The organism is Streptomyces sp. A2-16 (genome assembly GCF_018128905.1).
Classification (GTDB): domain Bacteria; phylum Actinomycetota; class Actinomycetes; order Streptomycetales; family Streptomycetaceae; genus Streptomyces.
This window is the reverse complement of the sequence record NZ_CP063808.1, coordinates 6,476,505-6,490,255: the sequence shown is the minus strand read 5'-3', so window position 1 is coordinate 6,490,255 and position 13,751 is coordinate 6,476,505. Positions and strand designations below refer to the sequence as shown.

Sequence of the window (13,751 nt, the reverse complement as noted above, 5' to 3'; positions counted from 1 at the left end):
CCGGAGAAGCCTGGGAGACAACGGTCGAAGGAGTCCACGTGAAGGTCGGCTGCATCGGACTCGGGGACATCGCGCAGAAGGCGTATCTGCCGGTGCTCGGCGGCCGGCCCGGCGTCGAACTCCATGTGCAGACGCGGACGCCGGCGACCCTGACCCGGGTCGCCGACGGTCTCCACCTCCCCGACGGACAACGGCACCGCGACCTCGACTCGCTGCTCGCCCAGGACCTCGACGCCGCCTTCGTGCACGCGCCGACCAACGTGCACCCCGACATCGTCACGCGGTTGCTGGAGGCGGGCGTACCGACGTACGTCGACAAGCCGCTCGCCTATGAACTCGCCGACTCCGAACGGCTGGTGGCGCTCGCCGAACAGCGCGGCACGAGTCTGGCCGTCGGCTTCAACCGGCGGTTCGCCCCCGGGTACGCGCAGTGCGCCGAGCACCCGCGCGAGCTGATCCTCATGCAGAAGAACCGGATCGGGCTCCCGGAGGAGCCGCGCGCGATGATCCTCGACGACTTCATCCACGTCGTCGACACCCTGCGGTTCCTGGTGCCGGGGCCGGTCGACGACGTGACGGTACGCGCGCGCGTGGTGGACGGCCTGCTGCACCACGTCGTGCTGCAGCTCGCCGGCGACGGTTTCACCGCGCTCGGGGTGATGAACCGGCTCAGCGGCTCCGCCGAAGAGATCCTGGAGGTGTCCGGGCAGGACACCAAGCGGCAGGTGCTCAACCTCGCCGAGGTGATCGACCACAAGGGCCAGCCGACCGTGCGGCGGCGCGGCGACTGGGTGCCGGTGGCCCGGCAGCGCGGCATCGAGCAGGCGGTGCTCGCCTTCCTCGACGCCGTACGCGCGGGAAAGGTGCTCAGCGCCCGGGACGCGCTGGCGACCCATGAGCTGTGCGAGCGGGTGGTACGCGCGGTTCAGGAGAGGGCCGCCTGAACCGTCGGCGCAGGCGGACGGCGCACCACACGCCGAGCACCAGCAGCGCCGCGTGCACCGGCCAGTCGCCGAAGCGGACGTACGGCGTCGTCCCCGTCGCCAGCGGTACGTCGTACACGCGCGAGGTGGCGGCATCGGTGCCGACCCACCGGCCGACGCGCTGCCCGCTCGCGTCGTACACGGCGGAGACGCCGGTCAGGGTCGAGTGGACCATCGGGCGGCCCGACTCGGCGGCGCGCAGGGCGGCCAGCGAGGCGTGCTGCTCGGGGGCCCAGCTGTGCTGGAAGGACGAGGTCGCCGACTGGGCGATCAGCAGCTGGGCGCCGTCCTCGGCGAGATGGCGGCTCATGTCGGGGAACGCCGACTCGAAGCACACCATCGGGCCGACTGTCAGTCCGTGGCCGACGTTCATCAGGACCTGCTCGGTACCGTGCCTGCGGTTCTCGCCCGCCGCCTTGCCGACCGAGGTGGCCCAGCCCAGCAGCGAGCGGGCGGGGATGTACTCGCCGAACGGGACCAGGCGCATCTTGTCGTAGCGGTCGCCGGTGAGTCCGTCGGGGCCGACGAGCACCGAACTCTTGTAGATGCCGGGTTTGTCGGAGCGGCGGGCGTCCACGTTGACGAGGATGTCGGCGCCGGTCTCCGCGGAGAGCGCCGCGATCCGCTTCGACAGGTCGGGCCGGTCCCCGAGGTCGAAGCCGACACTGCTCTCGCCCCAGACGATCAGGTCGACGTCCTGCCCGGCGAGATCGCGGGTCAGCTGCTCCTCGCGGGCGAAGCGCCGGTCGGGGCCGTCGACGACACCGGGCTGGACGACGGCGATGCGGGTGCTGCCGCTCGTGTCGGGACGCGGCGACCACATCCAGGCCGCCGAGGTCACCGCGGCCACGGCGGCCAGGCCCGCCACCGCCGGGAGCCGGGACTCACGGACCGTCACCAGCACGGCGACCGCCACATTGACGGCCACGATCAGGAAGCTGATCAGCCACACCCCGCCGACCGAGGCCAGCCGCAGCGCCGGTGCGACCTCCCACTGGCTGGAGCCGAGCATGCCCCACGGGCCGCCGAGCCCCTGCCAGGACCGAACGAGCTCGATGCCGAGCCAGCCCGACGGCAGTACGGCCAGGGCGCCGGCGATCCGGCCGCGCGAGGGCGTTCCGGCCAGGAAGTGCCGTACCAGGGCGCCCCAGGGGGCCCACAGCGCGCCGAGCAGGGCGCCGATGACGAAGATGAACACGTTCAGGCTCGGCAGCAGCCAGTGGTGCATCCCCACCATGAACCCGAAACCGCCCGCCCAGCCGTCGTACGCCGCCCGTTTCGCCGTGGGTGCCGAGCGGATCAGCGCGATCCAGGGGACGAGGGCCACGTAGGCCAGCCACCACAGGGAGGGGGCCGGGAAGGCGAGGACGGGGAGGGCACCCGCCAGCACGGCGACGGTCGAGCGCCGCCACGGGGAGGTGAGCAGGGGGCCGAACGTGGTCATACGGCGCTCCTACCCCGTGTGGGTGTCGGTGTGCGTGCGGTTGACGACCCGAAGGGGTCGGTTCAGTTGATCACAGGTGCGGGCCGGGGGTCCGGCAGACGCCGCCACTTCTCCTCCACGACGACCTCGCGCAGCCGCCAGCCGGCGTCCGTGCGCAGCAGGGCGAAGGCGTAACGGCCGCCGCAGACGAAGTCGGGGGCGGTGGAGGCGGCGCCGTCACCGGCGAGGCGCATGGGATTGACGTAGTCGGCCTGGACGCGGGCCGTGTCGCCGGTGTCCTGGTCCAGGGTGCCGAAGCGGACACGGCGGTTGACGATCAGGTGCTGGCGCATCGAGAAGAGCCCCAGGCTCTCCGCGAGCCAGACGGCGATCGTGTGCGCGTCCCCCTCGACCCCGCCCGCCGAGCGGTAGTCGGCCCGTCCGTCGGAGGTGAACAGTCCTCGGTACGCCTCCCAGTCGCCGTCGTCCACGGCCACGGCGTAGTCGGTGACGAGTGCGTCCACGGCCAGCCGGTCCATCACGGTCGCGAGCTCCACACGCTGCGTCATCGGCTCAGTGTTGGGCATGGGGCGGGCCGAGCCAAGGGGCGTGCGGGGACATTCGGCGGGTGCGGGGTCATCGGTCCGCCACGACGTCCTCCGGCCAGGCGGCCGCATGGGGACCGAACCTGTTCCCGGCCGCGAGGGCGACCAGGCGGGCGTTGCGGGCGTCGGCCTCGGGGCCGTCCGGCAGGTGGTAGTCATGGCCCGCGCGGGCGGAACCGGCCTGCACGGCGGTGGCCGCCGGGACCCGTCGGCGGACGTACCGCTCGAGGGCCTCGGGCACCTCGTCCGCACGCGCGTCGGTCAGGCAGTCGCCGAGCACGGCCGCGTCCATCACGGCCTGGGCCGCGCCCTGCGCCTGGAAGGGCACCATCGCGTGGGCGCTGTCGCCGAGCAGGGTGACGCGGCCGACGTGCCAGCGGGGGAGCGGGGCACGCGTGTGGATGCCGTGGCGGAAGACCTGGCCCGCGCGGTCGAGGACGGTCAGCAGCCGGGGGTCCCAGCCGGCGAAGGTGCGCAGCTGCTCGCCGGGTTCCGCCTGCGCGGTCCACGACTCCCGGGCGGCCCGGTCCGTCACGAACACGGCCACGACGTTGAGGAGTTCGCCGCGGCGCAGCCAGTAGTGGACGACGTGGCCGCCCGGGCCGAGCCAGCCGGCGTACTGCGGGAGGTCCAGGTCGGCGACCTCGGCGGCGGGGAGCAGGGCCCGGTAGGCGGCGGTGTGCGAGAACACCGCCTCGTCCGCGCCGAAGAGCCACTGGCGGGCGGCGGAGCGGATGCCGTCGGCGGCCACGACGAGGTCGGCGTCCAGGCGTTCACCGCTCGCCGTGGTCACCCGGGCGGCCTTGTCGTCCTGGTCGATCCCCGTGACAGGGGTGGCCAGGCGCAGCGAACCGGGCGGTACGGCGGCGGCCAGGGCCCGTTGGAGATCGGCCCGGTGGACCTGGAGGTACGGCGCCCCGAACTCCTCCTCGGCGTCGCGGCCGATGACATAGCGGCAGATCTCGGAGCCGTCGGACCAGGTGCGGAAGCTGAGGTGGGCGGGGCGGACGGAGTGCTGTGCGACCGCGTCGAGGAGGTTCAACCGGCGCAGTACGCGGGTGGCGTTGGGGGCGAGCTGGATGCCGGCGCCGATCTCGGTGAGCCGCCGCGACTGCTCGAGGAGGGTCACGTCATGGCCGGCCCGGCGCAGGGCGAGCGTCGCGGTGAGTCCTCCGATGCCCGCGCCCACGACGATCGCTCTCATGGCATGACCTCACTTCGAGGGACGCGGGGGTCCGGGTCTCGACGGTGGGGTCGTGCAGGCTATCGGAGGGAACTGCGCGGGCGTACAGGGTGTTTCGGCCGACGTGGGCTCGGCTCAGGCCGCCTCGATGACATCACCGCGGATCGCGGCGGCCCACTCGACGACCAACAGCTCGTACTCGGCGCGCTCCTGGGACGACAGGGTGCCGCCGGCACGCATCCAGAGCGCCCGGATCTGCTCGTTCACCTCGGCAGCAGACCGCACGGAACCAGAGCTCTCGGAATCGGGGAACATGTGAACAAGCCTAGGCGCAAGAACTGACAGTCCGCTACCGGACAGCTACGCAGAACGTATGCGGTTGGTCACGGGATTCGGGGCGGACACCCTGTGACGGGGAGGCGGAACTCCTGGGCCGGGAAGAGGGGTTCGCGCTCGCGCGAACTGCCGGCGGGTGAGGCGTGCGCCCGGCTCAGCCCGCCGATTCCGCCGCGTGGGGGCTCAGGGCGCCCATGGTGACCAGGACGATGATGACGATGCCGAGGGCGATGCGGTACCAGACGAAGGGCATGAAGCTCTTGGTGGAGATGAACTTCATGAACCAGGCGATGACGGCGTAACCCGTACCGAACGCGATCACCGTGGCGAAGATCGTGGGCCCCCAGGACACGTGGTCGTTCTCCATCGCGTCCTTCAGCTCGAACAGCCCGGAGGCCAGTACGGCCGGGATGGCGAGGAGGAAGGAGTAGCGGGCCGCGGACTCGCGCTTGTAGCCCATGAAGAGGCCGCCGCTGATGGTGGCGCCGGAGCGGGAGACCCCGGGGACGAGGGCCATGGCCTGGCAGAGGCCGAAGATCAGCCCGTCCTTGACCCCCAGGTCCTCAAGTCCCTTGCGCTGCTTGGGCGCGCGATGCCGCCCGCCGGTCTCGTCCCGTGCCGCCAGACGGTCCGCGATACCGATCACGATGCCGACGACGATCAGCATGGTGGCGGTGATGCGCAGATCGCGGAACGGTCCCTCGATCTGGTCCTTGAACAGCAGCCCCAGCACACCGATCGGGATCGAGCCGACGATCACCAACCAGCCCATCTGGGCCTCGTGGTCGCTGCGCAGCTCCTTCTTCACCAGGGAGCGGCTCCACGTCGAGACGATCCGCCCGATGTCCTTGCGGAAGTAGATCAGCACGGCTGCCTCGGTGCCGATCTGCGTGATCGCGGTGAAGGCCGCCCCGGGGTCCTTCCAGCCCGAGAAGGCCGCGGTCAGGCGCAGATGCGCGCTGGACGAGACGGGAAGGAACTCGGTCAGCCCCTGGACGAGTCCGAGGATGAGTGATTCAAACCAAGACATGAAGTTACGGCGTCCAAGTGCTGATCGTGTGAGGGGAGTCGGGCGCGCCACATCACCGGGTGCGGTGATCGGGGTGCGAGGGGCAGCGTAGCGCCCCGCCCTGACGGCCCCCGCACAGGGCCCGGTGCAGCGCCCGATGCGGGGCGGTCAGGCGGCCGTCGGTCCGGTCACCGTCCAGCCGGGGGCCTGGGGGTGGGCCGTGAGGTCCTCGTGGGCCACCGGGCCCCCGCAGGCGGAGCAGGAGACGACCGGCAGCAGTTCGTTGCCGCAGCTGTGCTCGACGACCATGGGCCGGTCGTCGTCCCCGCGCAGGTGCCGGTCGCCCCACGCCATGAGGGTCAGCAGCACCGGTTCCAGTTCGAGCCCCGCCTGCGTCGGCCGGTACTCGAAGCGCTGCGGCCGCTCGCTGTAGACCCGCTTGGTGAGGATCCCGGCGTCGACGAGCCGGCGCAGCCGGGTGGCCAGGATGTCGCGCGGGGCCCCGATGTTGCGCACCAGTTGGTCGAAGCGGCGGTTGCCCAGGCAGACCTCCCGCAGCACGAGCAGGGAGTACTTCTCGCCGACGAGTGCGAGGGCGTCGGCGATCGAGCAGGGACGCGGGTCCTTGGTGGCGGCCATGCGCCCAGTCTAGTAGAGGGTTTGTTTTTCCAACTCGCGGAGTTATCGTGAGTTCGGATTTCCTACTCACTGGTAGCCATGGAGGCCCGCAGCATGCCTGACGCAGTGATCGTCGAAGCCGTACGCACTCCCATCGGCAAGGGCAAGCCGAACGGCGCCCTCGCGCACGTGCACCCCGTCGAACTCCTCGCCCACACCCTGCGCACCCTCGTGGAGCGCTCCGGTGTCGACCCGGCGCTCATCGACGACGTCATCGGCGGCGCCGTCGACCAGGTCGGCGAGCAGGCCATGAACACCACCCGCTACGCGGCCCTGTCGGCCGGCTTCCCGGAGACGGTCCCGGCGACCACCGTGGACCGCCAGTGCGGGTCCTCCCAGCAGGCCGTGCACTTCGCCGCGCAGGGCGTGATCGCGGGCGCCTACGACATCGTCGTCGCCTGCGGGGTCGAGTCGATGAGCCGCGTGCCGATGTGGTCGAACGTGCCCGAGGGCAAGGACCCCTTCGGCCCCGGAGTCGCCGCACGGTACAAGGAGGGCCTGGTCCCGCAGGGCATCAGCGCCGAGCTCATCGCGGCGAAGTGGTCGATCTCGCGCGAGCAGATGGACGCGTTCGCGGTCGCCTCGCACCAGAAGGCCGCAGCGGCCTGGGAGAAGGGTCTCTTCGACGCCGAAACGGCACCGCTGGAGGGCCTGTCGCGCGACGAATGCGTACGCCCGGGCAGCACCCCCGAGATCCTCGCCGGCCTCAGGCCCGCCTACTACGACCCTGCCTTCGCCGAACGCTTCCCCCAGATCGAGTGGAACGTCACGGCGGGCAACGCCAGCCCGGTCAACGACGGCGCCTCCGCCGTGCTCGTCATGTCCGGCGAGACCGCGCGACGACTCGGCCTGCGCCCCCTGGCCCGCCTCCACAGCTTCGCGGTCACCGGATCCGACCCGGTCCTCATGCTCACGGGAGTCGTCCCGGCCACGGAGAGGGTCCTGCGCCGAGCCGGCCTCGCCCTCGACGACATCGACCTGTTCGAGGTCAACGAGGCCTTCTCCAGCGTGGTCCTGGCCTGGCGTCAGGAGACGGGAGCGGACCTTTCCAAGGTCAACGTCCACGGCGGCGCGATAGCGCTGGGCCACCCCCTGGGCGCGAGCGGCACCCGCCTGACGACGACCTTGGTGCACGCGATGCGGGAGCGGGGAGCCCGCTACGCACTGCAGACGATGTGCGAAGCGGGCGGCCTGGCCAACGCGATGATCCTGGAGAGGCTCTAGCCGCGCCGCGGCGCCCTCACGGCCTGCGCAGGTGGTGCCGCTTGCGCCAGGCGACCACCGCCCCCGCCAGAGCCGGCAGGGCGATCGCGGCCATGGCGATGAGGAACGCGGGTGACGTGGGCGCGGAAGCACGCGCCCCGGCGACGACGTAAGCGGCGGTGTTCGGTACCGACCCGAGCGCCGTCGCCACGAGGAACGGCACATATCCCATACGGGAGACCGCGGCACAGTAGTTCGCCGCCCAGAACGGCACCCCGGGAAACAGCCGGGCCGCGAGCATCGAGCGGAACCCGTGCCGGCTCAACTGCCCGTCCGCCGCCTTCAGCCACCGCCCCCGCAGCAGCGGCCGCAGCGCGTCCTGGCCGAGCACCCGGCCCAGCCCGAAGGCGAGCCCCGCCCCGAGCACCGTCCCGGCGAGCGCCGACGCGAGACCCAGCTGCGAGCCGAACAGGGCCCCCGCCGCGAGGTTCAGCAGCGGGCGCGGCACGAAGGCGACCGTGCACAGCCCGTACGCCACGCCGAACACGACCGCGGCCGCGATCCCGCCGAGTTGCGGCGGCCAGCCGTCCGAGAGCAGTCTCTGCGGTTCGAAGAGCAGGACCGTGGTGGCGGCGCCCGCGAGCAGCGCGACCAGCAGGGAGAGCCGGGACCACGGCGACAGCAGCACTCTCGTGCAGCGGGCGGTGAGACCCACCGGAGCGGGGGCGGGGAGAGCGAGCTCCGTGGCGATGGCCGGGGGAGTGGCCGTGGCGGTGCCCCCAGAGCGGGTGGTGGCATCGAGCATCCTGTGACGGTAACCGACACGGCTGAGTGATCGCCCTACGGATGCCGTCGGTTGTGCGGACGCACGCCGCGGAAAACCGTTCGACGTGGGACGACGCATCGGACATGATCTGCGTCATGTTCCGGTACGCCTTCGCTCTCGCAGCATCCGCAGTCGCGGATGCGCCGAAGGCTGCCGTTCCCGTTTTCCCGGCCGCCGCAGACGGCGCCCGAAGCTGACCCTTCCCGGATCGTCCGGCGGACCCCGCAGGGGGAGGGTCGGCGAGTCCTTGGGGTCCCCGTTCTTCCACGAACACGAAGAGGCTTCGAGGTATCGCCATGTCCAAAACCGCATACGTGCGCACCAAGCCGCATCTGAACATCGGCACGATGGGCCACGTCGACCACGGCAAGACCACCCTGACCGCCGCCATCACCAAGGTGCTGGCCGAGCGCGGCAGCGGCACGTTCGTGCCGTTCGACCGCATCGACCGGGCCCCGGAGGAGGCCGCGCGCGGGATCACCATCAACATCGCGCACGTCGAGTACGAGACCGACACCCGGCACTACGCGCACGTGGACATGCCGGGCCACGCCGACTACGTCAAGAACATGGTCACCGGGGCCGCGCAGCTCGACGGGGCGATCCTCGTCGTCTCCGCGCTCGACGGGATCATGCCGCAGACCGCGGAGCACGTGCTGCTCGCCCGGCAGGTCGGGGTCGACCACGTGGTGGTCGCCCTCAACAAGGCGGACGCGGCCGACGAGGAGCTGGTCGAGCTCGTCGAGCTGGAGGTCCGTGAGCTGCTCACCGCGCACGGCTACGGCGGCGACGCCGTGCCCGTCGTACGGGTCTCGGGGCTGAAGGCCCTGGAGGGGGACCCGCGCTGGACGGCGTCGATCGAGGCGCTGCTCGACGCGGTGGACACCTACGTGCCCATCCCGGAGCGGTATCTGGACGCGCCGTTCCTGCTGCCCGTCGAGAACGTGCTGACCATCACCGGCCGGGGGACGGTCGTGACCGGCGCGGTCGAGCGGGGCACCGTGCGGGTGGGCGACCGGGTCGAAGTGCTCGGCGCCGCCGTGGACACGGTGGTGACCGGGGTCGAGACCTTCGGCAAGCCCATGGAGGAGGCACAGGCCGGGGACAACGTGGCCCTGCTGCTGCGGGGCGTGCCGCGGGACGCGGTCCGGCGGGGGCATGTCGTGGCCGCGCCGGGCAGTGTGGTGCCCAGTCGTCGCTTCACCGCGCAGGTGTACGTGCTGTCCGCGCGGGAGGGCGGGCGCACGACGCCCGTCTCGACCGGGTACCGGCCGCAGTTCTACATCCGTACGGCGGACGTCGTGGGGGACGTCGACCTCGGTGAGGTCGCCGTCGCCCGGCCGGGGGAGAAGGTCGTCATGACCGTGGAGCTGGGTCGGGACGTGCCGCTCGAGGCGGGGCTCGGGTTCGCCATCCGTGAGGGTGGCAGGACCGTCGGGGCCGGGACCGTCACCGCCGTCCCCTAGGGGCGGAACCGGTGCGTGGGGACTGCGGGGCCGTCGTGGCCGGTCGCGCAGTCCCCCGCACCCCCGAGTCGGCACACTGGACGGGTGAACGACTCGATACCCGTGGCCAGGTCCACCGACTTCGGCTTCGCCAAGCTCATGCCCGACGTCGACCGGGAGCGGGCCTGGTTGCTGACCGTCGACGGGGCTCCGCAGTCCTACGTCGATCTCGACGAGCCGACGCATCTGGAGTTCGAGTACGTCCGGCGGCTCGGACATGTCCTGGACGGGATCGGGGAGGCGGGGCGGGCGCTGGACGTCGTGCACCTCGGTGGGGGCGCGCTGACGCTGCCGCGGTACCTGGCGGCCACCCGGCCGGGGTCGCGGCAGGACGTCGTCGACTTCGACCGGGGGCTGCTGGACCTGGTCGTCGAGCATCTGCCGCTTCCGGACGCGGCGAGTATCGCGCTGCACGCAGCCGACGCCCGAGGATGGCTGGAAAAGGCTCCGGACGCGTCCGCCGACGTGCTCGTCGCCGACGTCTTCGGAGGCTCGCGGGTCCCCGCGCAACTGACCTCTCTGGAGTACGCCCGTGAGGCCGCGCGGGTGCTCCGGGGCGACGGGATCTATCTCGCCAACCTCGCCGACTCCGCGCCCTTCGCGTTCCTGCGGTCCCAGTTCGCCAACTTCGCCGAGGTGTTCGACGAGCTCGTGCTGATCGCCGAGCCGGGAGTGCTGCGCGGGCGGCGGTTCGGGAACGCGGTGCTCGTCGCCGCGCGCCGGCCCCTCGACACGGCGGCTCTGGCCCGGCGCACGGCGGCCGACGCCTTTCCGGCGCGGGTCGAACACGGGACAGGGCTGCGGACGTTCATCGGTGCGGCGCGGCCGGTGCGGGACCAGCAGGCCGTGGCGTCACCCGAGCCCCCCGACGGTGCGTTCGGCGTCGGCTGAGTCGTCCGCGCCGGCCCGGGCGATCCGTTTGGTGTTCCGGCGCAGGTCGCGGACGTCGGGTACGCACAGGACGGCTGCCGTGACCGCCGCGATCAGGCCCGAGCAGCCCCACAGGGCCGCCGTGCGCCCGAACGCCGACTCCGCCGGGCCCGCCAGCGCCGCCGCGAGCGGCATGAGGGCGACCGAGCCGAACCAGTCGTAGGCCGAGACACGGGAGAGCTTGTCCTCCGGTATCTCCTGGTGCAGGGCGGTCATCCAGGAGACACCGAACACCTCTATGGTCACGCCGGCCACGAACATCGCCGTGCACAGCAGGGGCACCGACACCGGAACGGCGAGCGCGGCGGACGGCAGCGCCATCGGGAACACGCAGAGGATGCCCACGAACAGCAGCCGGTGCGGCTTCCACCGGGTCATCAGGAGGGCGCCGACGACCGTGCCCGCGCCGAAGAAGCCGAGAGCCACGCCCCAGGGGCCCGCCCCGCCGAGGTCGTCCCGGGCGACGAGCGGGCCGTAGACGGCGTCGGCGGCGCCGAGGACCGCGTTGGCCACGGAGAACTGGACGACGATGCCCCACAGCCACGGCCTGCTCGCGACCTCCCGCCAGCCGTCGCGCAGGTCGGCCAGCAGGCCGGCGCCCGGGGGACGGGCGGCGATGTGACCGACGTCGAGGAAGGAGCGCAGCGAACCGGCGAGCGCGAACGCGGCGGCGTCCGCGGCGAGGACCCAGCCCGGGCCGACCGCGGCGACCATCGCGCCACCGAGCGCGGCACCGCCCAGCGCCGCGCCCTGCATCGCCATCCGGAACACCGCGAAGGCCCGGCCGGCCTGCTCGCCGCTCACCGAGGACAGCAGCATGCCCTCGGCCGCCGGGCTGAAGAACGCGTGGCCCGTGCCGCCGAGCGCGGTCAGCAGCATCATCTGCCACAGGCGGGGTTCGCCGGTCAGCACGAGGACGGCGAACGCGCCCTGGGAGAGACAGTTGAGGGCGTTCGCCGCGACCATCACACGGTGCCGGGGCAGGCGGTCGGCCACCGCGCCGCCGATCAGCAGGAACACCACCAGCGGCAGGGTGCGGGCGGCGGCCACCAGGCCCACGTCGCCGCCGTCGCCGCCCGTCTCCAGTACGGCGAACGCGGCGGCGATGAGGGCGCCGTTGCTGCCGAGGTTGGTGATGAACGCGGCGGCGGTCAGCAGGCTGTAGTTGCGGCTCGCCCAGGCGGGCCTGCGGGCACGGGAGGAGTCGGCGGAGGGGGTCACCGGCCGACTATCGCCGCCGGGACGCCGTCCTGCCAAACCCTTTGTGGGCCGGATCCGGACGCGAAGAGACGGCGATCACGGGTACCGGACCTGTCCGCGATGGCTACCCATGGGTAACATCGCGGCATGAGCGCAGATCAGATGTCCGTCGGCGAGATGCTCGCCGCCACCGTGCCCATGGTCCGGACCCTGAACCTCGAGTTCCTGGAGACCGGCCCGGAGAAGGTCGTGGTCGCCCTGCCCGACCAGGGGGAGTTCCACAACCACGTGGGCGGGCCGCACGCCGGGGCGATGTTCACGCTCGCCGAGTCGGCCAGCGGGGCGGTCGTGCTGGCCGCCTTCGGCGACCAGCTCTCGCGCGCGGTACCGCTCGCCGTCAACGCGGAGATCGCCTATCGCAAGCTCGCGATGGGCCCGGTGACCGCCACGGCGACCCTCGGCCGCCCGGCCGCCGAGGTGGTCGCCCAGCTCGACGCCGGGGAACGCCCCGAGTTCCCGGTCACGATCGAGATCCGCCGCGGGGACGGGGCGGTCACCGGCGAGATGACGGTGGTGTGGACGCTGCGGCCCAACGGCTGAGCGCGGGGCGGCGGGCCGGCTGAGCGCGGAGCCGCGGGGCGAGCACGTGTCGCCGGCCCGGGCCTCGTCGTTCAGGCCGCCAACCGACGCCCCTCCTGCACCCCCTCACCGTTGTCCAGCTCCGCCACGAACCCCTTGAGCCAGTCGGTGAACTCCGGGCCCAGATCGGGCCGGGCGCAGGCCAGGCGGACCACGGTGCGGAGGTAGTCCGCCTTGTCGCCGGTGTCGTAGCGGAGCCCGTCGAAGAGGACGCCGTGGACCGTGCCGTCGGTCGCGAGCGTCTGGAGGGCGTCGGTGAGCTGGATCTCGCCGCCGCGGCCCGGCGGGGTCCGGTCCAGGACGTCGAAGACCGCGGGATCGAGGACATAGCGGCCGATGACCGCGTATGCGCTGGGCGCGGCCGTCGGCGAAGGCTTCTCCACCAGGCCGCTCACCCGGACCACGCCCTTCTCCTGCGTCGGCTCCACCGCCGCGCAGCCGTAGAGGTGGATCTGCTCGCGGGGCACCTCCATGAGGGCGACCACGCTCCCTGCGTACCGGTCGCGGACGTCGAGCATCGTGCTGAGCAGGGTCTCGCGCGGGTCGATCAGGTCGTCGCCCAGGAGCACCGCGAAGGGCTGGTCGCCGACGTGACGGCGGGCGCAGAGCACCGCGTGGCCGAGTCCGAGCGGCTCGCCCTGGCGGATGTGGTGGATGTCGGCGAGGCGGGCCGGGTCACGTACCGCGTCCAGGCGTACCGCGTCGCCCTTGGCCGCCAGGACCTGCTCCAGTTCGAAGGCGTTGTCGAAGTGGTCCTCGATGGCCCGCTTGTGGCGGCCGGTGACCATCAGTACGTCGTTCAGCCCGGCCGCGGCGGCCTCCTCGACGACGTACTGGATGGCCGGCTTGTCGACGACCGGGAGCATCTCCTTCGGCGTCGCCTTGGTCGCCGGCAGGAACCGGGTGCCGAGCCCGGCGGCCGGGACGACCGCCTTGCGCACCGTGCGGCGAGGAGCGGTGGTGTCGGTGGTGTGGGGGATGATCATGAGGGTCATGCTGCGTCACCGGGATGAGAGCGGGCCGGGAGGCTCCTGGGAGCCCGCTGTGGACCCGGCCCGGCGTTGGAGATTTCGTGTGCCAAGCATCCGACCACGCACACAACTTGAGGGCCGCCTCCCGCTTAATTTCGAATGCGGGTGCGGATACCGTCGGTAACATTTCTGAACTTGAGTCTTTTTGAACATGGGTCACTCCAACTTCTTGTTTGACGTGCATGAATTGTGCGAAGGTG

General features: G+C 72.0%; 14 protein-coding genes. 5 read left to right on the top strand and 9 right to left on the bottom strand.

Annotation, left to right across the window (positions count from 1 at the left end; translation table 11 throughout):
- Positions 1-38: 38 nt before the first annotated feature.
- Complete coding sequence (locus tag IOD14_RS29110; RefSeq protein ID WP_212671964.1) at positions 39-944, top strand: Gfo/Idh/MocA family oxidoreductase; 906 nt, start codon at positions 39-41, stop codon at positions 942-944.
- Here IOD14_RS29110 and lnt read toward each other — a convergent pair.
- The 6 genes from lnt to IOD14_RS29080 form a co-directional block, all read right to left on the bottom strand.
- Positions 868-2,427 (bottom strand): apolipoprotein N-acyltransferase, encoded by a 1,560-nt coding sequence (gene lnt / locus IOD14_RS29105; RefSeq protein WP_212671963.1) that lies wholly within the window; start codon positions 2,425-2,427, stop codon positions 868-870. The two genes, IOD14_RS29110 and lnt, sit on opposite strands and share 77 nt — an antisense overlap.
- A 62-nt stretch (positions 2,428-2,489) precedes the next feature.
- Positions 2,490-2,975, bottom strand: coding sequence for a nuclear transport factor 2 family protein (locus IOD14_RS29100; protein ID WP_123987779.1), 486 nt, complete (start codon positions 2,973-2,975; stop codon positions 2,490-2,492).
- A 67-nt stretch (positions 2,976-3,042) separates the two neighbouring features.
- Positions 3,043-4,215 carry an FAD-dependent monooxygenase gene (locus IOD14_RS29095; RefSeq protein WP_212671962.1) on the bottom strand — a complete coding sequence of 391 codons (1,173 nt, stop codon included), beginning with the start codon at positions 4,213-4,215 and terminating at the stop codon, positions 3,043-3,045.
- 114 nt (positions 4,216-4,329) lie between these two features.
- Complete coding sequence (locus IOD14_RS29090; RefSeq protein ID WP_123987777.1) at positions 4,330-4,509, bottom strand: hypothetical protein; 180 nt, start codon at positions 4,507-4,509, stop codon at positions 4,330-4,332.
- 175 nt (positions 4,510-4,684) lie between these two features.
- The gene (locus IOD14_RS29085; protein ID WP_212671961.1) at positions 4,685-5,560 is read right to left on the bottom strand and encodes an undecaprenyl-diphosphate phosphatase; all 876 of its coding nucleotides are present in this window, start codon (positions 5,558-5,560) and stop codon (positions 4,685-4,687) included.
- 147 nt (positions 5,561-5,707) lie between these two features.
- Positions 5,708-6,178: a helix-turn-helix domain-containing protein gene (locus IOD14_RS29080; protein WP_123987775.1), complete on the bottom strand. Its 471-nt coding sequence runs from the start codon at positions 6,176-6,178 to the stop codon at positions 5,708-5,710.
- Positions 6,179-6,271: 93 nt separating this feature from the next.
- On the opposite strand from IOD14_RS29080, the gene IOD14_RS29075 reads away from it, so the two are divergent.
- The gene (locus tag IOD14_RS29075; RefSeq protein WP_212671960.1) at positions 6,272-7,441 is read left to right on the top strand and encodes a thiolase family protein; all 1,170 of its coding nucleotides are present in this window, start codon (positions 6,272-6,274) and stop codon (positions 7,439-7,441) included.
- 16 nt (positions 7,442-7,457) lie between these two features.
- On the opposite strand, the gene IOD14_RS29070 is transcribed toward IOD14_RS29075, so the two are convergent.
- Positions 7,458-8,225 (bottom strand): TVP38/TMEM64 family protein, encoded by a 768-nt coding sequence (locus IOD14_RS29070; protein ID WP_123987773.1) that lies wholly within the window; start codon positions 8,223-8,225, stop codon positions 7,458-7,460.
- Between the two features lie 317 nt (positions 8,226-8,542).
- Between IOD14_RS29070 and tuf the strand changes: the two genes are divergently transcribed.
- Positions 8,543-9,712, top strand: coding sequence for an elongation factor Tu (tuf, locus tag IOD14_RS29065; RefSeq protein ID WP_123987772.1), 1,170 nt, complete (start codon positions 8,543-8,545; stop codon positions 9,710-9,712).
- 84 nt (positions 9,713-9,796) lie between these two features.
- The gene (locus IOD14_RS29060; RefSeq protein WP_212671959.1) at positions 9,797-10,642 is read left to right on the top strand and encodes a fused MFS/spermidine synthase; all 846 of its coding nucleotides are present in this window, start codon (positions 9,797-9,799) and stop codon (positions 10,640-10,642) included.
- Here IOD14_RS29060 and IOD14_RS29055 read toward each other — a convergent pair.
- Positions 10,604-11,902, bottom strand: coding sequence for an MFS transporter (locus tag IOD14_RS29055; RefSeq protein WP_212671958.1), 1,299 nt, complete (start codon positions 11,900-11,902; stop codon positions 10,604-10,606). The genes IOD14_RS29060 and IOD14_RS29055 overlap by 39 nt on opposite strands.
- Before the next feature lie 141 nt (positions 11,903-12,043).
- On the opposite strand from IOD14_RS29055, the gene IOD14_RS29050 reads away from it, so the two are divergent.
- Positions 12,044-12,481, top strand: coding sequence for a DUF4442 domain-containing protein (locus IOD14_RS29050; RefSeq protein ID WP_123992536.1), 438 nt, complete (start codon positions 12,044-12,046; stop codon positions 12,479-12,481).
- A 71-nt stretch (positions 12,482-12,552) separates the two neighbouring features.
- On the opposite strand, the gene galU is transcribed toward IOD14_RS29050, so the two are convergent.
- Complete coding sequence (galU, locus tag IOD14_RS29045) at positions 12,553-13,506, bottom strand: UTP--glucose-1-phosphate uridylyltransferase GalU (RefSeq protein ID WP_212671957.1); 954 nt, start codon at positions 13,504-13,506, stop codon at positions 12,553-12,555.
- Positions 13,507-13,751: the final 245 nt, after the last annotated feature.

Excerpts from the sequence above, each read along its gene's own strand:
- lnt (WP_212671963.1), bottom strand. The coding sequence starts at position 2,427 with ATGACCACGTTCGGCCCCCTGCTCACCTCCCCGTGGCGGCGCTCGACC.
- IOD14_RS29100 (WP_123987779.1), bottom strand. The coding sequence starts at position 2,975 with ATGACGCAGCGTGTGGAGCTCGCGACCGTGATGGACCGGCTGGCCGTG.
- IOD14_RS29095 (WP_212671962.1), bottom strand. The coding sequence starts at position 4,215 with ATGAGAGCGATCGTCGTGGGCGCGGGCATCGGAGGACTCACCGCGACG.
- IOD14_RS29090 (WP_123987777.1), bottom strand. The coding sequence starts at position 4,509 with ATGTTCCCCGATTCCGAGAGCTCTGGTTCCGTGCGGTCTGCTGCCGAG.
- IOD14_RS29085 (WP_212671961.1), bottom strand. The coding sequence starts at position 5,560 with ATGTCTTGGTTTGAATCACTCATCCTCGGACTCGTCCAGGGGCTGACC.
- IOD14_RS29080 (WP_123987775.1), bottom strand. The coding sequence starts at position 6,178 with ATGGCCGCCACCAAGGACCCGCGTCCCTGCTCGATCGCCGACGCCCTC.
- IOD14_RS29075 (WP_212671960.1), top strand. The coding sequence starts at position 6,272 with ATGCCTGACGCAGTGATCGTCGAAGCCGTACGCACTCCCATCGGCAAG.
- IOD14_RS29070 (WP_123987773.1), bottom strand. The coding sequence starts at position 8,225 with ATGCTCGATGCCACCACCCGCTCTGGGGGCACCGCCACGGCCACTCCC.
- tuf (WP_123987772.1), top strand. The coding sequence starts at position 8,543 with ATGTCCAAAACCGCATACGTGCGCACCAAGCCGCATCTGAACATCGGC.
- IOD14_RS29050 (WP_123992536.1), top strand. The coding sequence starts at position 12,044 with ATGTCCGTCGGCGAGATGCTCGCCGCCACCGTGCCCATGGTCCGGACC.
- galU (WP_212671957.1), bottom strand. The coding sequence starts at position 13,506 with ATGATCATCCCCCACACCACCGACACCACCGCTCCTCGCCGCACGGTG.